Here is a 23,982-nt window from a genome sequence, read left to right as displayed (position 1 = left end):
AAGGTAAAATTAACTACTTAACTACAAGTCAATCCTATTTATTAGAATGACTTTATTTGATAGAAGTTAACAATAAGTAAAAATGACAACGCTGTCAACACTCCAAAAGAAATATTTGACACCGTTGTCATCGCTAATTATGAAATATTTTCTGCTATCTTAGTCAGAAGTTAGATAGACTAGGTTAAATCAATTCGATTGATGTAAATAAAAAAGTTAAACATCAAGCTCACATGAGTTAAAGGGGTCGCGACAGGGTCTGTTTTTGTAATGATCCGGTCTGATATTTTACGCTGTATTCGAATATAGAATAACAATATGAAAGTAACGATTAATGACGTCGCAAAACTAGCTGGCGTATCAATGAAAACCGTTTCACGTGTGATGAACAACGAACCATCAGTACGCAAAAAAACCTATGATGAGGTAATGAAAGCGGTTAACGAATTAAAATACCAACCTAACCTTGCTGCACGTAGCTTGGCTGGTACAAAGTCTTTTACTGTTGGCTTAGTGTACGATAATCCAAACGCCTATTATGTCCTTGACATGCAAAAAGGTATTTTATCGCGCTGTAAAGATGAAGGATATGAATTACTTATTCACCCTTGCTCTGGTAAAGATGAAAATATGCTCGAAGAGTTAACTACCATGGTGACTCGTGCTCGTATTTCTGGGCTGATTTTAACGCCTCCACTGTCTGAACGTGAAGATGTTATTGAAGCGCTAGATAAACTCGAGGTGAACTACGTTCGAGTTTTATCTGGTCGCCAAACCGAAGAGACCCAAACTGACTGTATTTTTGTTAATGACCGAGATGCTTCGTTTGCTATCACCGAGCATTTAATTGGACTTGGCCATCGCAATATAGCTTTTTTATCTGGTGATAAAGAACATAAATCAACTCTTGAACGCCTTGCTGGCTATAAAGAGGCATTATCGAGCAATAACATCAACATTGATGATGCCTTAATCATCGATGGTCACTACTCATTTGAGTCTGGTGTTAATAATGCCAAAGCCTTATTAAGCGAGAATAAGTCAGTCACCGCTATTTTTGCCTGTAATGATGAAATTGCGGCTGGTGCCCTTTTCGCGGCACGGCTCATGACAATAAAAATCCCTCAGCAACTTTCGATTGCTGGGTTTGAAGATAACCCCTTCTCTCGCCAAACTTGGCCAAAACTAACGACTGCACATCAATCAATTGAGACGATTGCACAGCACGCAGCTCAGTTATTATTTACCAAAACACGAGGTACACGTAACAAGCCAAAAGAGTTACGCAAAATGTTTACACCTGAACTTGTGATCCGTGATAGCACTGGCGCTTTAGAATAAACATGTGATTGTTCATAACAAAAAAGCCATCGGATGATGGCTTTTTTGTTTAATTTTTAAAAATATTTAAGCCAGTGCCATTCCACCTTTAATGTTAAAGACATGCTCAAAGCCTAACTGTTTTAAATTCAGGCATGCTTGCCTTGAACGATTACCACTGCGGCATAACAATACATATGATTGGTTTTTAGACAGTTTACCTTGCCAAATCGCATCCGATATACGATTGAGCGGAATATTAATGACTTGTGAAGCATTAATGCCAAACATCTTTTGTGGAAGCGAAGCATTATGTTCATAAGACTCTCGAATATCAATCAGGACCGCAACGTTATCCGACACCATCTCAATAGCGTCCTCTAATGATTGCTCTATCAAAGGATCGGTTGCCACGTTCAATACCGCCCCACAAAAATACTCGTTTTGCTGCGCTAGGGTTTCATCAATTTTTACTTTTTGCGTAATAAAGTCATTTTGCGTAATGATACCATTAACAACTTGCTCTAAAAGATGATTTGTTCGTATTTGAGTTTGCCAATCAGTTGCAAAACTTTGCGAATAGTCATGTGATGAGCACATTAGCGTGTTCGCTGTTACTTGCTCTGATAATGCTTGTATCGATTGATACATAATTCCAGCATCGCCTTGTTCTAAGTTAGTTCGACCAAGCCCACCCGTTAAAATTAAATCGCCACAAAAACATAACTCAGTAACCCCATTATTTTTTAGTAGATAGCTCACACTATCTGATATGTGACCTGGTGTTGCTATCGCACTTAATTCGTACTGCCCTAATCTCAATGATTGCACACCCACTGGCCAACCTAAATGATTCATTGCAGCTAAAGGCTCAAGCTGCGCCATTTGGTAAAACAGCTCTATCATTGATTCTTGTTCAGGGTGCTGATGAGAGGCCAGCACAGCAACTAGTTCTAACTTTTGGCCTTGAATTACATTAATTAAACGAGGCATCAGCTCCAAAACAGGGTCAATAACCACGGCTTGTTTTTCATCGGTTACAAACAGCCAGCTACACGCGCCTTGATGCCTAAATTGGCTAAGACCAAGTGAACAAACTTCTTTATCACCCAGAGGCTCACGGTCAGAAACAATCAAACAAGCCGATGCTAAAACCGACTTAAGCTGCGAAATACGCTTACATGCCAAATCAATTTCTATTTGGGTTGCAGCAGGACCAAAAGACAAACGAATTGCATTTTCTGATTGCCAGTTTGGCACGCTCATGGCATCAAGCACATAACTGCGAGAAGCTCCAGAACTGCAGGCCGAACCCGCACTGACCCTGATGCCTGCGGCATCAAATAAGTCCATAATCTCTTTGCTAGATACATTCTTCACTGCAAAGTTTATTGTTGTGGGTACTGACTTATTAAAATCATGATTAAATACAATTTCAGGAAAAACAAACTGTAGGACTTGACTTAATTGCTCTCGATAAGCAAGCAATTGCGAATAAGATTTAAACACAGTTTGTTGTTCATCAAGTAATAAATTAAATAAACAATTAAGCCCCGCGATCCCAGGTAAGTTTTCGGTCCCTGAACGCATACCACTTTCTTGCCCACCCCCGGCAATAAAAGGCGTGTAAGCGCTGTTTTCTCTGATATATAAAAAGCCAATCCCTTTTGGAGCATATAACTTATGGCCAGAAAAAGGGGCATAATCAATACTGGTATCACTTAGTTTTAATGAGGTTTTACCGAGCGCTTGAACACAGTCAACCATCCAAGCAACTGTTGAATTATTATTTCGAATGGCATGTTCTAATTTTTCTAAATCTTGAAAAACCCCAGTTTCATTATTCACAGCCATAGTGCAAATCATTAATGCGTTTGGCACATGCTCTGCAATAAAAGTTAAATCCAACAAACCGTCAGGGTTAACAGGAATGGCCAAAATCTCTGCATTAATTTCAAGCACTGCATTCCAATGCTTTAACGTATTAGGCACAGCTTTATGCTCTGTTGCACCATACAGTAATACTGGTTTTTTAATGCTATGATTTTTCTGACTCAACAAAGCAGAGACTATCGCGGTTTGGATCCCTTCGGTTGCACCCGATGTGAACAGCACTTGCCCTGTTTTTGCACCTATTACCGTCTTAGCCAATAGCCGTGTTTGCTCCATCAAATGCTTGGCTTTAATACCGGTAATATGTGAACTAGAAGGATTACCAAAACATACTTTCATCGCATGAGACACGACTTCTGCAATTTGAGGTAATACGGCAGTTGTCGCATTTGCATCTAAATAAATTTGGTTATTATCTAGTTGCAATTGAATATTGTTTGGCATGGTCAACTCTATATCACTTTAAGTTATATCTTATAACCTATGTTACACAAATTTCGAAAAATCGCTAATAACCAATTTAAGTGATCTTGCTCATTTTTATGCTTTAACACACCGTTTTAACTACAAACAAAAAAAGGTCTGCATTTCGGCAGACCTTTTGTGAATGATTTACAGCACTAAAACTAAGTCAAAATTGTGATAACAACCACAAAAAGAAGTAACATTTGACCGAGTAAACTAATAGATGACATCACTCTTAATAAAAATAGGCTCCAAGGATGCTTGATATATGGGTATAAATTACATCGCTTAAGACTAACAGCATAAAACAGCATTAATAATGTGCTGATCACAATAAAGAATGAACTTTCAACTTTATAATCAAAATCGGGTTTAAAAAAGAAAAACAATTGTAATGGTAACAACCAACAAACCAATGCATGCAGTAAATGTACAATATCGATACGTTTAATTTGTTGCTTTGCACTGAGCTCCTTAATACCAAAATCTTTTTCAAACTGACGCAATACTAACCTAAAACCCTGATCTACAGCAGTTTGATAGGCTGTTTGCCCAGCTTTATTCTTTTTAGTGTAATCAACGCCATTTTTTAACAGTAACGCTATGCATGATTCACTTTGCCCAAGTACTGCATAATGCAACAAAGTATTGCCCGCTTTATCAACAGATTTAAGCGTTGTTGGAGATAAATTATTCACTAATATATCAACAAAGCCGCGTTCAGCCGCCCACATCATGGCTGTACAACCTTGCTCATCAGCAACACAACCCGTCGCACCTTGGGTTAAAAAACGCTTACACAAGCTTTGTTTTGCTGATTTATCTTTAATATGAGCCAATAGCGCTTGTTCGAGTAAATTTAAATCAGTGTCATCTTCTTGTAATGCCACCAGCAAGCCAAAATAATCTTCACCTTGCAATAAACGCTCAGTTAAAATTTGCACCAATTGTGGGGTTTGCTCAACCGCTGTTTTTAAATAAGGAGCGAGTAAAGCATGCAACTCTTCATCACGCCAAAGAGACATTACATCGTCTTGTGATAATACTAATCCTTGGGCCAATGAATATTGCAAAATTTGATACGCATGAAGCTGATGACACAAACGTGCCAAGCTTAATTGACTGTACTGAATAAACTGGCTTTTTATCGGCAAATAATTGAGCAACCGTTCGAGCAATAAAAATGTTACCTGCTCATTTGACATAGATTGGCTTTTTAAATGGGCAAGCACTTGTTCTATATAGCGCTGCTCATCATCATCATACTCATAAATATGTTGAAAGCAGCAACCTTGAAACGGCTCTGCAGGCTTTTGCCACAACAAATAAAATAAAGGTGGAAGTACCGTTAGTGCAATCCCTTTATCGTCAATTCTTTCCTGACAAACGGGCCATTGCTCTAAAGCATCTAAAATATGCGCGCCATTTTGCTCTAACAAGCCCTTTATTAACAAAGGATATTGCTTGGGCCAAATCAGCACATTTTCATTAGACAAAACATCTCTCCACACATAAAACACAGTCAACTTCGGCCGTAATGGTAACAGGAAAATCCCAGCGCAAAAAGCGTTAATCACTGCACTCAGCGCTTTTTAATAATGACTTTTGCTCAGAATTAACGCACACTTAATAAGCTGTAAATAAATGAGAAAATGACCATGCAAACGTGGCAAATTATCGGCATCATCGTGATTGTGGTTGGATTTATTTGGGGGAATTTAGCATTGTTGCGTTATAGCGCAAAATTTGACCTCACTAAATTTAATCAAGACCCAATCGAAAAAGCAAAAGCGTCGTTAGCGGAACAAGAAAAACGGCAAAATGCAGAAAAAACGGCAAAAAAAAACGAACACTAAAACGTGTTCGTTTTTTTCATTCTATAACCTTATACCAACCAATGAGCCATTAATGCAATAACCGGCAAAGTGATCAACGTGCGCAGCAAAAAGATTACAAACAACTCAAGGATATTGACCGGAATTTTACTACCAAGCAATAACGCCCCTACTTCTGACATGTAAATCAATTGAGTGACACTCATCGCAGCAATAATAAAACGTGTTACATCACTTTCAATCGAGTTGGCAGCCAAAATTGATGGAATGAACATATCGGCAAAACCCACCACGATTGTTTGCGCGGCTTTTTCAGCTTCAGGTATTTGTAACAACTCAAGGAATGGGATAAATGGTGTGCCAAGTATCTGGAAAACTGGTGTATATTCAGCAACTAATAACGCAAATGTCCCTACAGCCATTACAACCGGCAATACCGCAAACACCATATCAAACGCATTTTTCAAGCCTTCATCTAAAGTGCCTTTAAAACCTTTTGCGTTATAGGCCTTAGTTAATGCAACATGTAAACCATGCTTAAAAAGGGTTTTACCTTCTGGTAAAGCTTCGTTATCACCATCAGGAACCGTGCCATCAATGTACTGATGTTTTTTCCAACTAAGAGGTGGTAAACGCGGCACAATCAGCGCAGCAACGATACCCGCTAAACACACAGTTAAATAAAATGGGGCAAATAGATGCTCTAACTTTACTTGCCCTATTACAACTAAACTGAACGTGATTGAAACCGCAGAAAACGTAGTTCCAATAATAGCCGCTTCTTTGGCGGTAAAGAATTTTTCTTCATACTGTTTTGCCGTCATCAAAATACCGACACTGCCATCACCAAGCCAAGATGCTACACAATTGACCGCACTACGACCAGGCACGCCAAACAACGGGCGCATGACTTTAGTTAATAAGGTACCCACCAGTTCAAGTAGACCAAAGTTAAGTAACAGTGGTAATAATAATCCCGCCAAAATAAAGACAGAAAACAAAACAGGCATCAAATCATGCAATACCAAATGGCCTGTACTGTCTGAGTACACGGCTGCTGGGCCTATTTTAAAAAAGGTCATCACCACAAATACCATACCAACTAAGCGCGTTACAACCCAAACGTAACTCACCGCAAAAAGGTGATTTAAAAAACCAATGCGAGTAATAAATACAGGTTTAAAAATTTTAACCAGCAAGCCACTGATTGCAGTGAAACAAATTACACCAGTGACAATTGCAGTGATGTGGTTTGCAACCAATAATTGGACTTGTTTAGCAAGCACCGCAATTGGAATGGTAAACACCTCTCCTAAAGGGATGGGCGTCATAAATAGAAAAATACCAATTAAAGATGGGACAATAAACGCAAATAAAGTGCGCCAGTGATAGAGGTTATGTTCTTCAACGTGTTCTTGTTGCATGTTTTTGCCTTTTTTATTGTTACATTAAGGTGAGCGAGCACATTAATGACTGCTTTAAAACAGACAAAAGAAAAGAGCCGCACGTGCTCTTTTCTTTTGGCTATCATGCCTCATTCAAAGGATAAATGAGGCTGAGTTATTTCAAATAACGATTAAATATCAACGCCTTTTTTACGTAATACTTTAACAAGGGCTTGCTGTAAATCGTTCATGGTTCCTGGCTCTAATGTTTCACCTTCACCATCCATCCACGTCAAGCTAGTACCACCTGTTTGTAACTTCTCAATTAAGATTTGATATTTGCCACTTTCAAGCGGTAACTCTGATAAATCATCGCCCCAAATCGAATCCCAAACGCTGGCGTCTGGTTTATCGTAGGTGGCCGCAATTAACCCAGTTTTATCATCAAGCTCAGTAATTGCAAAGTTCAAACTTTCAAGCAAACCGGTAAAACGCTCAAATACTAATAAGTATTCTTGTTCTGTGACTAGCGATGCATTACCTTTATTATCAAAACCCATATTAAGCGAAATTAAACCGCGCTCTTGCTGCTGCTTAATCGCAAACTGGCGATAATTAAAATCGTATTGAGTCACAAACGAATTCAATGCAGCCACTTCAAGCTGTTGTTTTAATACGCCCGTTAAGGGTTCATTTTTGCTTTGATAATCGAGAAGCGTGACAGTCATAGATGCTGTACGCTGATGTTCTTTTTGCTCAATATTAAAGGCAAAACGTTGTTTGCTGACTTCATCTTGAGTTTGCCAAAACCACACATCTTCTGGTTTTGTTAACGCATACCAATCGGTTTCAAGGGTACCTGCTGCTTCATTTGATGCTGTAGGTGCTGCTTGATACTCAGTAATTAAATCTTGTAGTGATTGCCATAAAAATGCTTTGAGATCGATAACACCATCAGGCTTATCAAAAAAGATCCTCGCAATTTTATCACCCTCTTCAACCCAACTGCCACTTGCAATATTAAGCGCTTGTGCAGGTGGTTTTAAGCTGTCGCGGGCCGAAACCTTTTGATACTGCTTAGGCTCCATTGCATATTCAGGATCTTGGTATGGTTTTGTTAGATTCGCTGGAACTTTTAGCGGCTCTGAAACACGATAATTTTTTTCGTGATGGGCATCATTTGTAAATACGCTACAACCTGAAAGCCCTGCGATGACACTCAACACCAAAGTGTTACGAATCCAATACTGCACTAATAATTCTCCTTTGCATGCCGTGAAAAAATACCTAGCTTTGAGTCGGCGATGCCTAAATGGTTCAGTGTATTTTTAAGATCTTGTTAAGACCCTATTGTTATTGTTAGTAAGATTACACTAATTTGTGCATAACCCGATAGCTAAAACGCGCCTATGTTACGTTTACCTGTGCGCAAAAACAAGAATGGCTAATATTTTGTTGGCCTTTGTGTTAAGCTTCGCCGCCATAATGAACATCGGGGGGAATAAATGTCTGGATTTTCCAATCAACAACTGGTTGTGACTGCCATCGGCGAAGATCGCCCAGGTATTGTTGGTGCATTAACGCAATTAGTTAGCGACTGTAATTGCAATATCATCGATAGCCGCATTGCCATATTAGGTAACGAATTTTCCTTTATCATGTTACTTGCTGGCGATATGTCTGCCATTAGCCGAATTGAACATACCTTACCAACTAAAAGCGTTGAGCTGGGTTTGCTAACAATGATGAAACGCACATCAAGTCATCAAAGTAGTGAATACAGCGCAGGTTATACCATTGAATATTCAGGTGTAGATGCGCCCGGTACGTTAAGTCGTGTAACTAAATTATTAGCGCAATATCATCTTAGTATCAGTTCACTAAAATCGGATACCTTCGATTGTGAGGGGGCATTGCATATGCGCTCTGAACTTGAGATTAATTTACCTTTTGATGTTGAGTTTGACGAATTTAAACTTAAATTCGAAAACTTGTGTAATGAGTTTCAACTTGAACACATTTTAAGACGCATCCGCTGAGGAATAATTATGAATACATTAACAGCAGGCCAAACAGCCCCTTCTTTTACTTTATTAGATCAACAAGGCAACTCGGTTGCATTGGCTGAGCTATTAAAACAGCATCAAGTATTAGTTTATTTTTATCCAAAAGCCTCAACTCCTGGCTGTACTATTCAAGCTGAAGGCTTACGTGATCATAAAGCGGATTTTGATGCCCACAATACTGTAATTGTTGGAATCAGCCCCGACCCAGTAAAACGCCTAACCAATTTCACCGATAAAAAAGAGCTTAATTTTACTTTATTATCTGATGAAGACCATGCTGTTGCCGATGCATTTGGTGTATGGGGCTATAAAAAATTTATGGGTAAAGAATACGACGGCATTCACCGTTTAAGCTTCTTAGTAGGCCAAGATGGCACGATTAAGCATGTGTTTGATAAGTTTAAAACTAAAGACCATCATCAAGTGGTATTAGCAGTATTGAGCCAACAATAATTAATCTCAGTTTTGGTTAACTAGCTTTTAAAACGCTAAAAAATCCATTAAAAAAGGCACCTCGGTGCCTTTTTGCTTTTCCTGATACTGTTTATGACACAGCGTTATTCCACTGCGACTTTTTCTTGTTCACTCGACCAAGCATTGATTAATGCACGCACCAGTGATGCCAAAGGTATTGCGAAAAACACGCCCCAAAAACCCCACAAACCACCAAAAAATAACACCGCCACTATTATATAAACAGGGTTTAAATCGACTGCTTCAGAAAAAAGCACGGGGACTAATACATTACCGTCTAACGCTTGAATAATGCCGTAAGCAATAATGATGTACCAAAACTCAGGTGCTAAGCCAAACTGAAATAAAGCTACAGCAGCAACAGGAATGGTCACTAACGCAGCGCCAACAAATGGAATTAATACTGAAAAACCAACCAGCGCGCCAAGTAGTGCTGCATAACGTAAATCAAATAGCGCAAAAGTAATAAACGAAACGCCACCCACAATTAAAATTTCAATCACTTTGCCACGAATATAATTCATAATTTGCTGATGCATTTCACGCCACACCTGGCTCAATAAGCGCCGTTGCTCTGGCAGTAATCTGCTTACACCTCCTACTAATTCTTTTTTATCTTTGAGCATAAAAAAGACCAATAAAGGCACCAAAATCAAATAAATCAATAACGCTACAATATCTTTAAGTGATGTGAGCGAGCTCGATAAAATAATTTGGCCAAATTCAATAAACTTATTTTCAACTGCGCCGACTAAAGTTTGAATTTGCATCGAAGTAATCAGCTCTGGGTATTGAGCCGGTAACTGTAATAAATATGCTTTTCCTTTTTCGAGCATATGAGGGGCTTCTTGCAGAAAATTAGCTAACTGCTGCCAAAGCACCGGCACAATGCCAATAAACGATGCAATCGCTAAACTGCTAAAACACAACATAACTAAAGCAGAAGCGGTTAATCGCGAGCTGCCAATTTGAGTCATTTTTTGCACCGGCCATTCAAGCAAGAATGCGATGACAACGGCCACCAGCACAGGAATAATCAGCGAGCCGACAAAATACAGCAAAGCCACAATCGCAATGCTCACAAAAAACAACGTTACTGAATGAGGATCAGAAAATTTCCTTTCGTACCATAACTTTACAAATTCAAACACGGCGGCCTTGCTCCATAACAAAAATAGTTTTTAGTTTATTGGTAAGCGTAATTTGGTAAACAAAGTGATTAGCGGTTAAATAACGTTCTATATCGGCGCTATCACTTTGTGCTAAAAGAGTAAATTCAATACTTTGCTTGGTAAAATCAACCTGCTTTAACTGGTATTTAAACAAAACAAATAATTGCGGACAAACAAACGCCCTTAAATCACACGTTAACATATTTACTTAATCAAATTATAACGTTGTCATATCATACGCCTGCTCGGCCTAACTGGTAAACTGAAATGAAATTATTTGCCTAAATAGCATTCAAACAAGGTGAATTTTGCTATTTTTAAAACTAAGGGCGTATACCTCATAGTAACAATGAATTATGCTAAAACCTTCTTTGTGCAGGTAGATTTTATGTCAAGTCAAAACAATAAAGCGCAGTTACCCGCAAATCCAACCTTAAAAGAGATTAATTGGTATAAAAAACAGCTTAACTGGGGCGAACTCCCGCCGTTTTATCATTTAGTGGCATCATCGCTTGCAGAATCTGAAGGAATTTTAACCCACGGGTTTGATAACGCCGTTAAACGCCTAATCGATAAACGTAACTGGAATATAGAACTATTAGGTGGCTCCATCAATTTAGCTGGCATGATTGAGTCTGATACTAAACCTCGTATCGCTCTGTACCAAACCTTTACCGAACGCGGTTTTGAGCTCCATGCTTACCCATATGCCAAAGATAAAGAAATAGACCAATACATTAGTAACAATAAACATATGGAATTTCGAGTCTGGGACCCGTATTCTATGAAATTAGTATTAAGAATTAATCAGTTACATAAATACATTCAATTTTATTTTCAACGGGGTGACGATGCCGATAAAGCCCTACTGATTTATTCGCACAAAATTGTGTACAAAATAATTGAATTTTTAAAACAAGAATTGAACATAGTGAAGGTTAAAGGCGTCTCAATAAAAGATTTTTACGATTTATGTGAAAAAGAGCGTACTGTTGACCAAGACGAATTGGCATTAGCCCGCTTAATAAGCTCAGGTCCTGCTGACAAGGAATAAAATGAACAAAAAGACAAGACTCGCAGTTGTTTTAAGTAGTTATCTCGCATTCTCACCTTATGTTACGGCACAAACGTCGTTTAATTTACCAGACTTAGGCACATCCGCAGTCAGTGCACTTTCAATTGATAAAGAGCAAGCTGTGGGAGAATTGATGATGATGAAGGTAAAAAGTGCCTCACCAGTATTTGATGACCCTGTTTTAGATGAATACCTCACCAACATAGGTAACAAACTGGTTGCTAATGCCAATGATGTCCGTTTTCCATTTAAATTTTTTTGGCTTCGTAATTCAGATATTAATGCGTTTGCATTTTACGGCGGTCATGTAGGTGTTCACACAGGTCTGATTTTAAATGCTGATGACGAAAATCAGTTTGCATCTGTACTTGGCCACGAAATTGCCCACGTCACACAGCGCCACCTTGCGCGTCGAATTCAAGCACAACAAGAAAATGCTCCCCTCAGTATTGCAGGTATGATAGCGGGTATTTTAGCAACCATAGTGGCACCCGATGCTGGCATGGCCATTATTTCAGCTAACCAAACCCAATCTGCTTTAAGTCAAATGAGCCATAGCCGTGGTGCAGAGCAAGAAGCCGATCGTATTGGCATGACAATTATGAATAACGCAGGATTTGACCCGCGCTCATCGAGTGAGTTTTTAGGCAAACTCTCAGCACAGTTACGTTTTAAACAAAAACCACCGGTATTTTTACTTACCCATCCGTTACCTGATAGCCGTGTTTCAGATGTACGGCTGCGCGCAGAGCAATTCCCAGTCAAACATGTCCCTTCGAGCCTAGATTTTTTATTGGCTAAAAGCCGTGTTATCGCCCGCTTTGCCGACAAAACAGAAAATGCCGAACTTTTTTTTCGCAGCGAGTTAAAAAAATCAATCTCAATAGATAAACGCGCTCTACAATACGGTTTAGCGCTGGCATTAGTCGACTTAAAACAATTTGAAGAAGCTCAAACCTTATTAAGCGACCTATTAGCCGACGATAGCAATAACCCTTTTTATCTTGATACCAAAACCGATTTGTTATTAGCGCAAGATAAAGCCGCTGAAGCAGTTAAAATGCTGATCCCGCATCACGAAGTAAAACCAAATAATCAGGTCATTACTCTTAATTTGGCCAATGCTGCAATGAGCGCAAAACAACTCGACGAAGCAGAGTCATTGCTAAAAAACTTTCTGCTAGAAAAACCGAACCACAGCTTAGCAAAACAATTATTGGCTGATTGTTACAAACGCCAAGAGAAAAAAGCGGCGTATCACGAAACACTTGCCAGCATCATGGCCAGTAATGGTGGCTATCAACAAGCGTCTGACGAAATTCAAAAAGCGCTCAATTTTGTTGAATCGAACGAAGATATTAAACAACAGCGCTTAAAAGCATTGTTAAAACAATATCGCCAAATGCAAAAAGACCTAGCAAGGCTTTAAGTCTTGCTCGGCTTTGCCTACAATAGCCAAAATTGTTAAAAGGGTGCCAATATGTCGATTAAAATTTATCATAATCCTCGTTGTTCAAAATCAAGAGAAACATTATCGTTATTAGGTGAACACCAAATTCAGGCTGAAATCATCGAGTATTTAGCCACCCCGCCAAGTATCGAGACCTTAAAAACAATCATCGCGCAACTCGGGTATGATTCTGCCCGCCAACTAATGCGCACCAAAGAAGATCTTTATAAAGAGCTTGGTCTTAAAGATGAAAGCAATGAAGAGGCACTCATTGCAGCAATGCATCAATACCCTAAATTAATTGAGCGCCCTATTGTTGTCCACGGTGAGAAAGCTGCTGTTGGACGCCCACCCGAAAGTGTATTAGTGTTATTTTAATGGCTTATATTTTAGTACTTTATCATTCAAGCAATGGTTCTGTAAGAAATCTAGCCTATGAAATTGCGGATGCAATTGAACAACATGGGATGGAAGTTAAATTACGGACCTTTAGTGCGCAGCAACCGCAAGATATTGTGGTGACAAAAGATGATTTAATTCATTGCAGCGCTTTAGCGTTTGGTACACCCACCCGTTTTGGCATGATGGCAGCACAAGCAAAACTGTTTTGGGAAACTACCAGTGATATTTGGCTCAAAGGTCTATTGATTGATAAACCAGCTTGTGTATTTAGTGCCAGCTCAAGCATGCATGGCGGTAATGAAACAACCCTATTAGGCCTTGCGCTGCCTTTATTACATCATGGCATGATGTTACTGGGCGTCCCTTACGATGTCCCAGAGCTTGCCAGCACACAAAGTGGTGGCACACCGTATGGAGCTACTCACGTTGCAGGGCTTAATAACAGTAATACACTGAGCCAACACGAAATTAAAATTTGCCACGCTGTTGGTAAACGTTTAGCCACACTCACTAAAAAGTTACTCTAAATCATGATAGAAAAGAAAAGTATTACCAAAAAATTTCAGCGCCTTGCCCTCTTTGGTTACATTGGCCTGTTGATTTTAATGCCGTTATGGATGTTCATGTTTTCACCTCGGGACGCTCACAGCAATGGCTTTATTTTCCTAGTCTATATTTTGCCTTTATTGCTGCCACTCAAAGGCATTATTGAAGATAAAACCTATACCTATGCGTGGGCTAATTTCATTGTAATGATTTATTTTATTCACGGTTTTACCCTGCTATGGGTCAGCCCAGAAGAACGGTTATTCGTATTGCTCGAACTGCTTTTTGCCAGCGCTATGTTTGTTGGTTGCACCTACTATTCACGCCATCGCGGTCAAGAGTTAGGGTTAAAAATCAGAAAGTTAAAAGATGAGCTAGCCGAAGAAAAAGAAGCGCACAGTCACGACTCCAAATAGCTGCATACGGTTTTATTCAATAATAAAAAACGCTCAAATGAGCGTTTTTTTATTTTTAAGCACACATAAACAAGTTAATTAATACCTAAATACTTATGCACCTGTACCGATAACCGCCAGTTTTTAGCTTTACAGACTTCAATCGCCAATTGTGTTGCTTTCGCTTTTTGGCTAATTGGTTGCAGATAAATCAATTTTGGTGTGACACCACATTCAGCCATTAATTGCTCAAGCTCATCTACATGGCGCTGCATTGCAATTGGATGTTTAATTTCATTTGCGCGTTGCATTGCGCTTTTTAATACCGCATAACCACCACGCATATTAATTTTTGGCGACACCGTCACCCAGGTTTCAGCAGGCACTTTAATTTCAAATGTGCCACTGGTTTCAACCTGAGTGCCATAACCTGCTGCATGTAAACCTTCACATAAAGGCACTAAATCATACATACAAGGCTCACCACCGGTGATCACGATATGCTTCGCCTGATATCCTTTTTCAACAAATAAAGCCAACAGTTGCGCTACAGTAACATCAGCCCACAGCTCTGAGTCGGCCTTTTTCTCTACCGTTTTTTGTAAATCAACTTTATAAGTATCTGAGGTTTCCCAAGTTTGCTTGGTATCGCACCAAGCACAACCGACTGGACAGCCTTGTAAACGCACAAAAATAGACGGCATCCCAGTAAAGCTGGCTTCACCTTGGATGGTTTCAAATATCTCATTAATTTTATACAAAAAAGATTTCCTATTAATTTAAACGCTATGGAGCAGATAACAATCCTGCGTCAATAAAACAAAATAAAGCACTAAAATTGTTATTTTGTCAGCTAACGTGTAGTATATCGCGCCCTGACAAAAACCTCTATTATACTGAGAGCGAGACAAATATGCCGCAAAAAGTTGTTGTAATTTATTCCGGAGGAATGGATTCTTTCACCGTGCTTAACAAAGCCATTTCCGAAGGCCATGAGGTCTATGCGCTATCATTTGATTATGGCCAGCGTCATGTTAAAGAATTAAAAGTTGCGGCGCAGGTCTGTCAGGCTCTGAATGTTCCTCATAAAATTGTTGATATTTCTGCTATTAATCAATTAATTGGTGGCTCTTCGCTTACTGATGATATTGATGTGCCAGAAGGACATTATCAAGAAGAAAGCATGAAAAGTACCATAGTGCCTAACCGAAACATGATTTTATTATCGTTAGCGGTCGGTTACGCTGTTTCTTTAAAAGCAAGCCAAGTCTATTATGGTGCCCATTCAGGTGATCACGCAATTTATCCAGATTGTCGCCCAGAATTTGTGCAAAAAATGAGTGACGTGTGCAAAATTGCTAACTACGATGCCGTTGAAATCGTCAGCCCATATTTAAATAATACTAAAATTGATATTTTAACCGATGGTTTAAAAATGGGATTAGATTACAGCCATACATGGACCTGTTATAACGGCCGTGAAAAAGCCTGTGGAAAATGTGGAGCCTGCCAAGAGCGTTTAGAAGCATTTCGCCTTAATGATGTGGTTGACCCTCTGCCATACGAAGCTTAATCAAACGCTAAAATCAGCCCTGCTTTTGCAGGGTTTCTTTTTTGTACCAAATTAAGTATGGTGATCTGCTCAAAGACGGAGAAACCACATGATTAAGCATACTTTTATGCTCATAAGCTTATTGCTCATGGGCTGCAATAACCAAGATAAAGCAACTGCTCCCCCTATTATTAATGTACCGCCCGTTTCCAATACGCCCATCACAGATAACAGCAGCGAAAACAATTATTTTATTTTGCTATTTGGTAATAGTCATGTTGCCTCAAATGATTTAGGCGGCCTCATTAGCGCGTTGATCACGACCAATTACCCTCAAAAAACGGTTAGTTACACTCGTGCAAGTAAGGCTCTTTTCTTAGATGAAAGAGTCACCGACCCAGAAAGTAATCAGTTAATACAGCAACAGCCTTGGACTCATGTCATCTTACAAGCACAAAAATATTCCGTATCAGGTACAGTGGACTACCCCATAGATGGTGCTTTACATTGGATTGAACAAGTTAAAAACATCAGTGCTACGCCAATTTTATTTCCAGAGCATGCCCAACAAGGCAACCCTGAAGAAGGCACCCGCGTACACCAGTTGCATCAGCGGATCACCCAGCAGAATTCAAGCTGCATCGCTCCTATCGGTTTGGCATGGAATGAAGCACTGAGCCAATATCCTCAGCTACAACTCTATCGACCCGATGGCAACCATGCGCAGTTATTAGGCAGCTTCTTAACTGCTTTGGTGTTTTATTACATTATTAGCGCAGATCAGCAAGTTACGCTCGAACCGTTAACAACAGTGGCAATTGATGAGATAACACAGCAGCAACTAGCTGACATTGCACAAAGTACCTTAGCAGCATATCCTGCGTGTACCGCATAATTAAATCGATGACGTTTGTCACTTGGCGAGGCCCTAATTATTACAGATAATGCAGATTAACCCATACTCAGATAATCATAAAAATGAACGGAGAACAAACATGACAGGTACAACCATGGTGGTATTAATTGTATTTATTTCGGTAGGATTTGGTGTGATGTACGATATGTATAAAAAGCACCTTGAATTTAAAGAAAAAACGCTTAAACATAACCTGTCGAGTGACGCACAAGCGCAAGAATTACAACAAACAATCACCGATCTCAAACGCCGCGTTGCAGCACTTGAGACCATAGTGACAGATAAAAACTACTCATTAAAAGATGAAATTAATCGTCTGTAATATTACAGACGATTTTTTACACTTTTTTATATACCAACGCTTTTAAACTACGGTCGCTATCTACTTCAATAAACCCAGGGGCAGCAGCTAAGCGCTCAATAAAAATGAGTTGATTATCACAGTGCGCTGCAATTAAGGCTTTAAACGCAGGTTCACTTAATTCTGGGCTATTAGCACACAGTAATACAACACTGTCCGGGGCCATCAACTCAGGCAAGCGACGAATAATCTTTTGATAATCTTTGGTTAAAACAAAGCTGCCTTTTTGAAAACTAGGTGGATCTATAATAAGCAAATCAAATGGCGCGAGTTTTTTTAACTTACCAAACGATTTTAAAATATCGTGCGGAAAGTAACTGACGTTTTTATCAAACTGATTTAAACGGTGGTTATTTTGCCCGACTTTTAATACGCCTTTATTCATATCCATATTAACAACGGTGTAAGCACCTCCTTGCATGGCAGCAAGCGAAAATCCACAGGTATATGAAAACAAATTTAATACTTTGGCATCACGAGCATGGCGCATTACAAACTCACGCCCCACTCTCATATCAGGAAAAATCCCGGTATTTTGGCTGCGTGTTAATTCAACGTGGTACTGAATACCCAGCTCTTGGATCACAAATGAGCCCGGATCAGTGCCAATTAATACCTGTGACTGCACTGGCTGAACTGAACGGTCTTGATAAATAAGCCCATCAATTTCACTTGGCCAATCACTGGCAATCACCTTGGTAATTTGGCTGGTTAAAGCTTCTAAATCTTGCTCAGCTAACGGTTCATAACCCACTAAAAACAAATAAGGGGGATAAAAATCTAAGTTTAAGTGTTCAAGGGTTGCAAACGAGTGGCCTCGGCCATGAAAGACACGAGCAAGCTCTTTGTTTGCAATTGGCGCTGCTTTAAGAGCAGTAATGAGTGGGGTAAAATCTAAATTAGGCATTAATTAAACTATGTTGTAAGTGTTGGATTTGATCTCGTACTTGAGCGGCTTTTTCAAACTCTAACTCACGAGCATGTTGCATCATTTTGCTTTCTAATTTCTTAATTTTTTCAGCGATTTGGCCTGCTGACAAGACAGCATAACTTGCATCATTAACCGCCGTCATTTGCTCCGAAGTAACCGTTGTGCCCACGTCCATAATATCCGTTACTTTTTTCTGTAACGCCATGGGCACTTTGCCATGTTTTATATTATAAGCATGCTGAATTTCACGTCGTCGCTCGGTTTCCTCAATCGCAGCAGCCATTGATTTTGTGATTTTATCGCCGTACAAAATTGCCCGACCGCTTAGATGGCGCGCAGCACGGCCAATGGTTTGAATTAACGAGCGAGTTGAGCGTAAAAAACCTTCTTTATCAGCGTCCAATATAGCGACTAATGATACTTCAGGCATATCAAGGCCTTCGCGCAGCAAGTTAATACCAACTAAAACATCAAATACGCCCAATCGTAAATCACGAATAATCTCAATGCGCTCAACGGTATCGATATCTGAGTGCAAATAACGCACTTTAACGCCATGATCTGCCAAATAATCAGTTAAATCTTCTGACATTCGTTTTGTTAGCGTCGTCACTAAAACCCGCTCTTTTAATTCAACCCGTTTATAAATTTCAGAAAGTAAATCATCGACTTGGGTCGCAACCGGTCGCACTTCAATTTCAGGATCAAGTAAGCCAGTTGGTCGAATAACTTGCTCGGCGACTTCACCGCACGAACGCGTAATCTCATATTCGCCAGGGGTGGCCGATACATAAATGGTTTGCGGCGCAATGGCTTCAAATTCATCAAATTTAAGTGGGCGATTATCCATCGCTGATGGCATCCGAAAACCATATTCAACTAAGTTTTCTTTACGACTGCGATCGCCTTTATACATGGCACCAATTTGCGATACAGTGACATGAGATTCATCGATAATCATTAAACTATCGTCAGGCAAATAATCTAACAAGGTTGGCGGTGGCTCGCCAGGAGCTCGACCCGATAAATAACGGCTGTAGTTTTCAACCCCAGAGCAATAACCAAGCTCCACCATCATCTCAATATCATATTGAGTGCGCTGCGCTACCCGTTGTTCTTCCACTAATTTATTGTGTTTGAGTAAAAATTCACGGTGTTGTTTCAGCTCTGCTTTAATTTCTTCAGTCGCTTTTAAAATAGTTTCTCGCGGGGTAACGTAATGAGATTTAGGATAAATAGTCGCCCGAACTATATGCTTTTCAACCGCACCAGTCAGAGGGTCAAAAATGCTCAGTCGCTCAATTTCATCATCAAACATCTCTACCCGAATCGCATAGGTTTCAGATTCAGCCGGAAAAATATCGACCACTTCACCGCGTACTCGATAAGTCGCACGCTGAAAATCGATATCATTACGGGTATATTGCAATTCAGATAAACGCCGCAGCATATCGCGCTGATCAACCTTTTCGCCCACTTTGAGCAACAGCATCATTTTCATATATGAATCAGGGTCACCCAAACCATAAATGGCCGACACCGATGCCACAATAATAACGTCTCTGCGCTCAAGCAAGGCTTTGGTGGCCGACAAACGCATTTGCTCAATGTGCTCGTTTATCGAAGCATCTTTTTCAATAAAGGTATCGCTCGCGACAACATAGGCTTCTGGCTGATAATAGTCATAATAAGAAACAAAATATTCAACACAGTTGTCAGGAAAAAATTCCTTCATTTCACCATAAAGCTGCGCCGCTAAGGTTTTGTTGTGCGCCATAATAATGGTGGGCCGATTCAAATTATGAATAATATTGGCCATGGTGAATGTTTTACCCGTACCTGTGGCACCCAGTAAGGTTTGATGGGCAAGCCCCGCGTCTAACCCCTCACAAAGCTGTTTGATTGCAGTGGGTTGATCGCCACTTGGCTGAAAATCAGACTGCAAACGAAAGACATCACTCATACTGTACACTCTTGTTTTTTATTTTGTTTACTTACATTCACTAACGAATGAGTAAACCAATAATACGCAATCGCTGCGGTAAACACATTGCCGATTACCGCACCAATAAACAACCCTTCTAAGCCAGCAATTACATTACCTAAATACGCAAAAGGTAAATAGAAAATAAAGAGTCGAACTATGCTCAACAGCAAAGCATTCATCGGTAAGTGTAAGGCATTAAACGAGGAGTTTGATAAAATAATAATTCCTTGAATGCCGTACCCAAGTGGCAAGATCCACATAAAAAGCTGAATCACTTCAATAACATGTGGGTCTGACGCAAACGCACGGCTTAACCAGTAAGAGCTCGCTACTAGCACCAAATAAATACCTAACTGCCAGCCCAAAATAAATTTTAATGCGGTTTTATACGCTTCTTCAACCCGTTCGATTTTCCCCGCCCCAAAATTTTGGCTCACAAACGGCGGTAATGTCATAGACAATGCAAGCACCACCAAACACGCAATCGATTCAATTCGGCTACCAACACCAAATGCTGCCACCGCGGTATCACCATGTTTAGCCACCATTGCCGTCATGACAGCCATGGCTATTGGTGTAAGCATATTTGCACTCGCTGCAGGCACGCCAATTTTAAGGATTTTTCTCGCGGCACGCATAAAGGTTTGCTGGCCAGCATCTAAACTCAATAACTTTTTTTGACTAATTAAAATATACAAAATAAGCACCACAGCCGAACTCCAAGCTATCACGCTCGCAACGGCGGCCCCTTTGATACCCATTGCCGGAATTGGGCCAAAACCAAAAATCAGCATCGGATCTAAAATCGCATTCACTATGCCAGCAAAGCCCATAATAATGCTTGGTGTTTTAGTATCACCACTGGCGCGTAGCACCGCATTGCCTATCATGGGCGTAATTAAAATCACACTACCAATAAACCACACCGCCATATAATCATGAATGTACGGCATTAAAGTTTGGCTTGCGCCAAGTAACGCAAAAATATAATCAATGCTGAGATAACCGATAAAAGCCAATACTGCCACAAAACAAGCTGATACGATCAGCGCCACCACCCCATCAAATCGTGCTTGGGCTAAATCACCCGACCCCAATGCTTTTGCAATAACAGCAGAGGTACCAATGCTCAAGCCAATGGCGAGACTAATAACGGTAAACGTCACCGGAAAGGTAAAACTAATGGCAGCTAAGGGATCGGTGCCGAGTAAACTAACAAAAAAGGTATCAACTAAATTAAACAGCATGAGCGTGATCATGCCGATTAACATAGGAACTGTCATTTTTTTGAGTGTTGCAGGGATCGGATCTGCGAGTAAATCGATTTTTTTAGATGAATTATTTTGCATACTGACGCCTATTTTCAGGGGCGTCCATTCTAAAACATCCCTCAGCCTGCTTCTATCTAAATGTCGTAAAACACTTGAAATAAACTGTAAACAGAAATGAATTGTGAATAACAGAAAATAAATAGCTAAAGCAACAGAAAAAAATAAAATCAAAAATGGTAAAAACAAACAAAACAGATCAAATTAATTTACATGTTAGTAACAACTCTCGCTGGAGATGTTTTATTTTTGCACAACTTGATTTGTTTAATCTCTGTCCAGTGTAATTTTACATTTTTTTTAAATTAAATAATTTGACTTATACAACCAACTGATAATAAAGGAAAAAATAAAAATGAAATAAATCTTGATCTGGCTGTAGGGCTCTATTTTAAAGGCTTGAAATACCTTTTCAAAGTTTCATAAACAGAGTTATCCACAGAAACTGTGGGTAACTAAATCAAATCCTTTCCAAACAAGGCTTGCGCTAATCAGACCACCTTACAGATCCCCTAAAGTAAAAAATTTTAACTTTTTTTGAGTGCTGTAACCGACGACCAAAAATGATAAACGCCACGGGGTAAAATGATAAAAAGCACAATTATCAATTAAGGGCGCGGGGTAAAATGATAAAAACACGCTAAACAACGTAAAATCAGTTTTAAACTGTTTCCTACTTAATTACCTTGAATTTATTAGGCTAAGCGCTAACGTCTCTGAGATTTAATTTTATATAGCTTTAAGCAGGGTTTAAACCCTGCTTAAAGCAGCACCAATAGACGATAAAGTAAAGTTTTGAGTGGTTTCTGGGGTAATAAAATCTCAACATATTCACCACCAAGGCTATCAAGGCGCTTCGCTCATTGATTTTTTTGTGTGCTTAATAGCTTAGAATGTGCAAGGCGGTTGGATTGAGCAAACTGCCCAGTTATGCCAACGACATTTTTACCACAAAGGGCACCGTGACGCGTCGCGACCCGAGGGAGTAAGTATTTAAGCGCTAAGAATCTATCAAAGGGTTCAATTGCAACACTTTGAAATAAAGCCAACCAATTATGCTGCACTCTACAACTAAGTGAACTGAATGAAAAATTAATAGTCTTGATTTTATTGCAATTTTATATAGATAATGTGATGCATGCTAAGGATAGCAGTTACCCACCCTCCTCATTTCTTAGTTGCCACATTTAAATTCACTCACTAGTACCTTTGATAAAAATAACGGTATTAATTTAAAAAAATTAAGGATGATTACATGAATATCAATCAACTTCGCCACCCAAAAGAAGTGTTATATCGCACCCTCTGTTTAGTTTTTGGCCTAATCCTTTGGGTGCCATTAATATTTGTCGCCATATGGTTTATTCCATTTGTCGCGCTTTTTTTATGGGTCGCAAGTATGTTTTTTAAAGCGTCGTTATATGGCAACGCGGTAAAAGTTTCTGATAACCAATTTAAAGAACTACATAAAATAAAAGTAGATTTATCAAATCAAATGAACATTAAAAATGATCCCGAATTTTTCATTTTTAATGCTGAAGGTGCTATGAATGCGTTGGCAGTTAAATTTTTAAGCACTAAATATATTTTATTGTTTAGCAGCCTAATTGATTTACTCGATACCGAAGATAAACAACAATTAAAAGCGATTTTAGCGCATGAGTTAGCCCACCACGCAGCCGGCCACACTGATTTTTGGCTTAACCTTGCCATGAAACCAGCCATGTTTATTCCATTTTTAGGTGCTGCGTATAGCCGTGCCTGTGAATATACCGCAGATAGAGTTGCGGTTTATTTTGTTGGAGATGCAGTTTCAAATGCACTATTACAACTTGCTTGTGGCAGCTCGGCATTAAGTAAAAAGTTGAGTACCGATGAATTTTTAGCACAAGAAACTGCTGTGCCTTCTGTGGCAGGATTTATTAATGAGATCTATTCATCCCATCCACGTATGACAAGACGCATCGCAGAAGCTGCTAAATACCATAATAACGCATCGACATCGATTGCAACTCGCCAAGCGGCATAAACATAATCGTCTACTCACTTCAAAACATTTTTTGAAGTGAGTAGATAGCAATTAAGAGCAACACAGAGAAAAGATTAATTAACCTGAGCTTTGGTTAAGAGATTGACTAACGTATTGATATTGAATTGGTAAATTTTTTTTCAAGTCTGCAGCCGGAAACTTTTAAGGATAACAAGGCGAATTTACGCGTCAATAGCTGGCCTATTGCAAGTAAATTCAACGCCGTTAGCGTTGAAAGTAGCCGCTGGAGATAAATTTATTATCCAGAGCTCAGGTTAATTAGTTTGCTTTTCTCGGTGTGCGAAGCCTTGGTGTAGTCTGTGGTAAAAAGGTGCTGAAAAAGCACTCTGAGTTAAAGAATCACAATTTAATAAGCACCAGGCTAAAGCCCGACCATAAA

Annotated in this window: 23 protein-coding genes; 13 read left to right on the top strand and 10 right to left on the bottom strand. The window is 39.5% G+C overall.

What is annotated here, in order from left to right; genetic code table 11:
- Window positions 1–318 precede the first annotated feature (318 nt).
- On the top strand, window positions 319–1,341 hold the full coding sequence (locus PTUN_RS06930) for a LacI family DNA-binding transcriptional regulator (protein ID WP_009839497.1): 1,023 nt from the start codon (window positions 319–321) through the stop codon (window positions 1,339–1,341).
- Between the two features lie 66 nt (window positions 1,342–1,407).
- On the opposite strand, the gene PTUN_RS06925 is transcribed toward PTUN_RS06930, so the two are convergent.
- Together PTUN_RS06925 and PTUN_RS06920 are read right to left on the bottom strand one after the other, a co-directional pair.
- Window positions 1,408–3,657 (bottom strand): aminotransferase class V-fold PLP-dependent enzyme, encoded by a 2,250-nt coding sequence (locus tag PTUN_RS06925; RefSeq protein ID WP_009839496.1) that lies wholly within the window; start codon window positions 3,655–3,657, stop codon window positions 1,408–1,410.
- 182 nt (window positions 3,658–3,839) lie between these two features.
- Entirely contained in the window at window positions 3,840–5,174 is a 1,335-nt protein-coding gene (locus PTUN_RS06920) for an ankyrin repeat domain-containing protein (protein ID WP_050760045.1), read from the bottom strand.
- A gap of 162 nt (window positions 5,175–5,336) precedes the next feature.
- Here PTUN_RS06920 and PTUN_RS06915 point away from each other — a divergent pair, with 162 nt between their 5' ends.
- Entirely contained in the window at window positions 5,337–5,534 is a 198-nt protein-coding gene (locus PTUN_RS06915) for a DUF2897 family protein (RefSeq protein WP_119081553.1), read from the top strand.
- A gap of 29 nt (window positions 5,535–5,563) precedes the next feature.
- Here the strand turns inward: PTUN_RS06915 and PTUN_RS06910 are convergent, their stop codons facing one another.
- Entirely contained in the window at window positions 5,564–6,937 is a 1,374-nt protein-coding gene (locus PTUN_RS06910) for a YjiH family protein (protein WP_009839493.1), read from the bottom strand.
- A 152-nt stretch (window positions 6,938–7,089) separates the two neighbouring features.
- A complete protein-coding gene (gene bamC, locus PTUN_RS06905; RefSeq protein ID WP_009839492.1) occupies window positions 7,090–8,151 on the bottom strand; it encodes an outer membrane protein assembly factor BamC in 1,062 nt (353 codons plus the stop codon).
- Window positions 8,152–8,403: 252 nt separating this feature from the next.
- On the opposite strand from bamC, the gene PTUN_RS06900 reads away from it, so the two are divergent.
- Both PTUN_RS06900 and bcp read left to right on the top strand, forming a co-directional pair.
- Window positions 8,404–8,937: a glycine cleavage system transcriptional repressor gene (locus PTUN_RS06900; RefSeq protein WP_009839491.1), complete on the top strand. Its 534-nt coding sequence runs from the start codon at window positions 8,404–8,406 to the stop codon at window positions 8,935–8,937.
- 9 nt (window positions 8,938–8,946) lie between these two features.
- Window positions 8,947–9,417: a thioredoxin-dependent thiol peroxidase gene (bcp, locus tag PTUN_RS06895; protein WP_009839490.1), complete on the top strand. Its 471-nt coding sequence runs from the start codon at window positions 8,947–8,949 to the stop codon at window positions 9,415–9,417.
- A gap of 104 nt (window positions 9,418–9,521) precedes the next feature.
- Here the strand turns inward: bcp and PTUN_RS06890 are convergent, their stop codons facing one another.
- Together PTUN_RS06890 and PTUN_RS06885 are read right to left on the bottom strand one after the other, a co-directional pair.
- The gene (locus tag PTUN_RS06890; RefSeq protein WP_009839489.1) at window positions 9,522–10,589 is read right to left on the bottom strand and encodes an AI-2E family transporter; all 1,068 of its coding nucleotides are present in this window, start codon (window positions 10,587–10,589) and stop codon (window positions 9,522–9,524) included.
- Window positions 10,582–10,812, bottom strand: a complete 231-nt coding sequence (locus tag PTUN_RS06885) for a hypothetical protein (protein WP_009839488.1) — start codon at window positions 10,810–10,812, stop codon at window positions 10,582–10,584. Before PTUN_RS06885 ends, PTUN_RS06890 begins: the two co-directional genes overlap by 8 nt.
- 186 nt (window positions 10,813–10,998) lie before the next feature.
- Here PTUN_RS06885 and PTUN_RS06880 point away from each other — a divergent pair, with 186 nt between their 5' ends.
- The 5 genes from PTUN_RS06880 to PTUN_RS06860 are packed head-to-tail and all read left to right on the top strand — an operon-like array spanning window position 10,999 to window position 14,499.
- Complete coding sequence (locus PTUN_RS06880) at window positions 10,999–11,664, top strand: hypothetical protein (protein WP_040644195.1); 666 nt, start codon at window positions 10,999–11,001, stop codon at window positions 11,662–11,664.
- A 1-nt stretch (window position 11,665) separates the two neighbouring features.
- Window positions 11,666–13,114, top strand: a complete 1,449-nt coding sequence (bepA, locus tag PTUN_RS06875) for a beta-barrel assembly-enhancing protease (RefSeq protein WP_009839486.1) — start codon at window positions 11,666–11,668, stop codon at window positions 13,112–13,114.
- 51 nt (window positions 13,115–13,165) lie between these two features.
- Window positions 13,166–13,513, top strand: a complete 348-nt coding sequence (arsC, locus tag PTUN_RS06870) for an arsenate reductase (glutaredoxin) (protein ID WP_009839485.1) — start codon at window positions 13,166–13,168, stop codon at window positions 13,511–13,513.
- Window positions 13,513–14,064 (top strand): NAD(P)H:quinone oxidoreductase, encoded by a 552-nt coding sequence (gene wrbA / locus PTUN_RS06865; RefSeq protein WP_009839484.1) that lies wholly within the window; start codon window positions 13,513–13,515, stop codon window positions 14,062–14,064. Before arsC ends, wrbA begins: the two co-directional genes overlap by 1 nt.
- Before the next feature lie 3 nt (window positions 14,065–14,067).
- Window positions 14,068–14,499, top strand: coding sequence for a DUF2069 domain-containing protein (locus PTUN_RS06860; RefSeq protein ID WP_009839483.1), 432 nt, complete (start codon window positions 14,068–14,070; stop codon window positions 14,497–14,499).
- Window positions 14,500–14,573: 74 nt separating this feature from the next.
- On the opposite strand, the gene queE is transcribed toward PTUN_RS06860, so the two are convergent.
- The gene (queE, locus tag PTUN_RS06855) at window positions 14,574–15,239 is read right to left on the bottom strand and encodes a 7-carboxy-7-deazaguanine synthase QueE (RefSeq protein ID WP_009839482.1); all 666 of its coding nucleotides are present in this window, start codon (window positions 15,237–15,239) and stop codon (window positions 14,574–14,576) included.
- Window positions 15,240–15,391: 152 nt separating this feature from the next.
- On the opposite strand from queE, the gene queC reads away from it, so the two are divergent.
- From queC to PTUN_RS06840, 3 genes are all read left to right on the top strand, one after another.
- Entirely contained in the window at window positions 15,392–16,051 is a 660-nt protein-coding gene (queC, locus tag PTUN_RS06850) for a 7-cyano-7-deazaguanine synthase QueC (RefSeq protein ID WP_040644113.1), read from the top strand.
- 88 nt (window positions 16,052–16,139) lie between these two features.
- A complete protein-coding gene (locus tag PTUN_RS06845; RefSeq protein WP_009839480.1) occupies window positions 16,140–16,925 on the top strand; it encodes a hypothetical protein in 786 nt (261 codons plus the stop codon).
- 100 nt (window positions 16,926–17,025) lie between these two features.
- On the top strand, window positions 17,026–17,268 hold the full coding sequence (locus tag PTUN_RS06840) for a hypothetical protein (RefSeq protein ID WP_009839479.1): 243 nt from the start codon (window positions 17,026–17,028) through the stop codon (window positions 17,266–17,268).
- Window positions 17,269–17,284: 16 nt separating this feature from the next.
- Here PTUN_RS06840 and PTUN_RS06835 read toward each other — a convergent pair whose 3' ends face one another.
- The 3 genes from PTUN_RS06835 to PTUN_RS06825 are packed head-to-tail and all read right to left on the bottom strand — an operon-like array spanning window position 17,285 to window position 21,574.
- Entirely contained in the window at window positions 17,285–18,214 is a 930-nt protein-coding gene (locus tag PTUN_RS06835; protein WP_009839478.1) for a class I SAM-dependent methyltransferase, read from the bottom strand.
- Window positions 18,207–20,201: an excinuclease ABC subunit UvrB gene (uvrB, locus tag PTUN_RS06830; protein WP_009839477.1), complete on the bottom strand. Its 1,995-nt coding sequence runs from the start codon at window positions 20,199–20,201 to the stop codon at window positions 18,207–18,209. The genes PTUN_RS06835 and uvrB overlap by 8 nt, the downstream gene beginning before the upstream one ends.
- Window positions 20,198–21,574, bottom strand: a complete 1,377-nt coding sequence (locus PTUN_RS06825) for an MATE family efflux transporter (protein WP_009839476.1) — start codon at window positions 21,572–21,574, stop codon at window positions 20,198–20,200. Before PTUN_RS06825 ends, uvrB begins: the two co-directional genes overlap by 4 nt.
- Window positions 21,575–22,808: 1,234 nt before the next feature.
- On the opposite strand from PTUN_RS06825, the gene PTUN_RS06815 reads away from it, so the two are divergent.
- A complete protein-coding gene (locus PTUN_RS06815) occupies window positions 22,809–23,582 on the top strand; it encodes a M48 family metallopeptidase (protein WP_119081452.1) in 774 nt (257 codons plus the stop codon).
- Window positions 23,583–23,982: the final 400 nt, after the last annotated feature.

Source organism: Pseudoalteromonas tunicata (genome assembly GCF_002310815.1).
In the GTDB taxonomy this organism is placed as follows: Bacteria; Pseudomonadota; Gammaproteobacteria; order Enterobacterales; family Alteromonadaceae; genus Pseudoalteromonas; species Pseudoalteromonas tunicata.
Note: the sequence above shows the minus strand (reverse complement) of the source record. Positions and strands in the feature narration are given on the sequence as shown.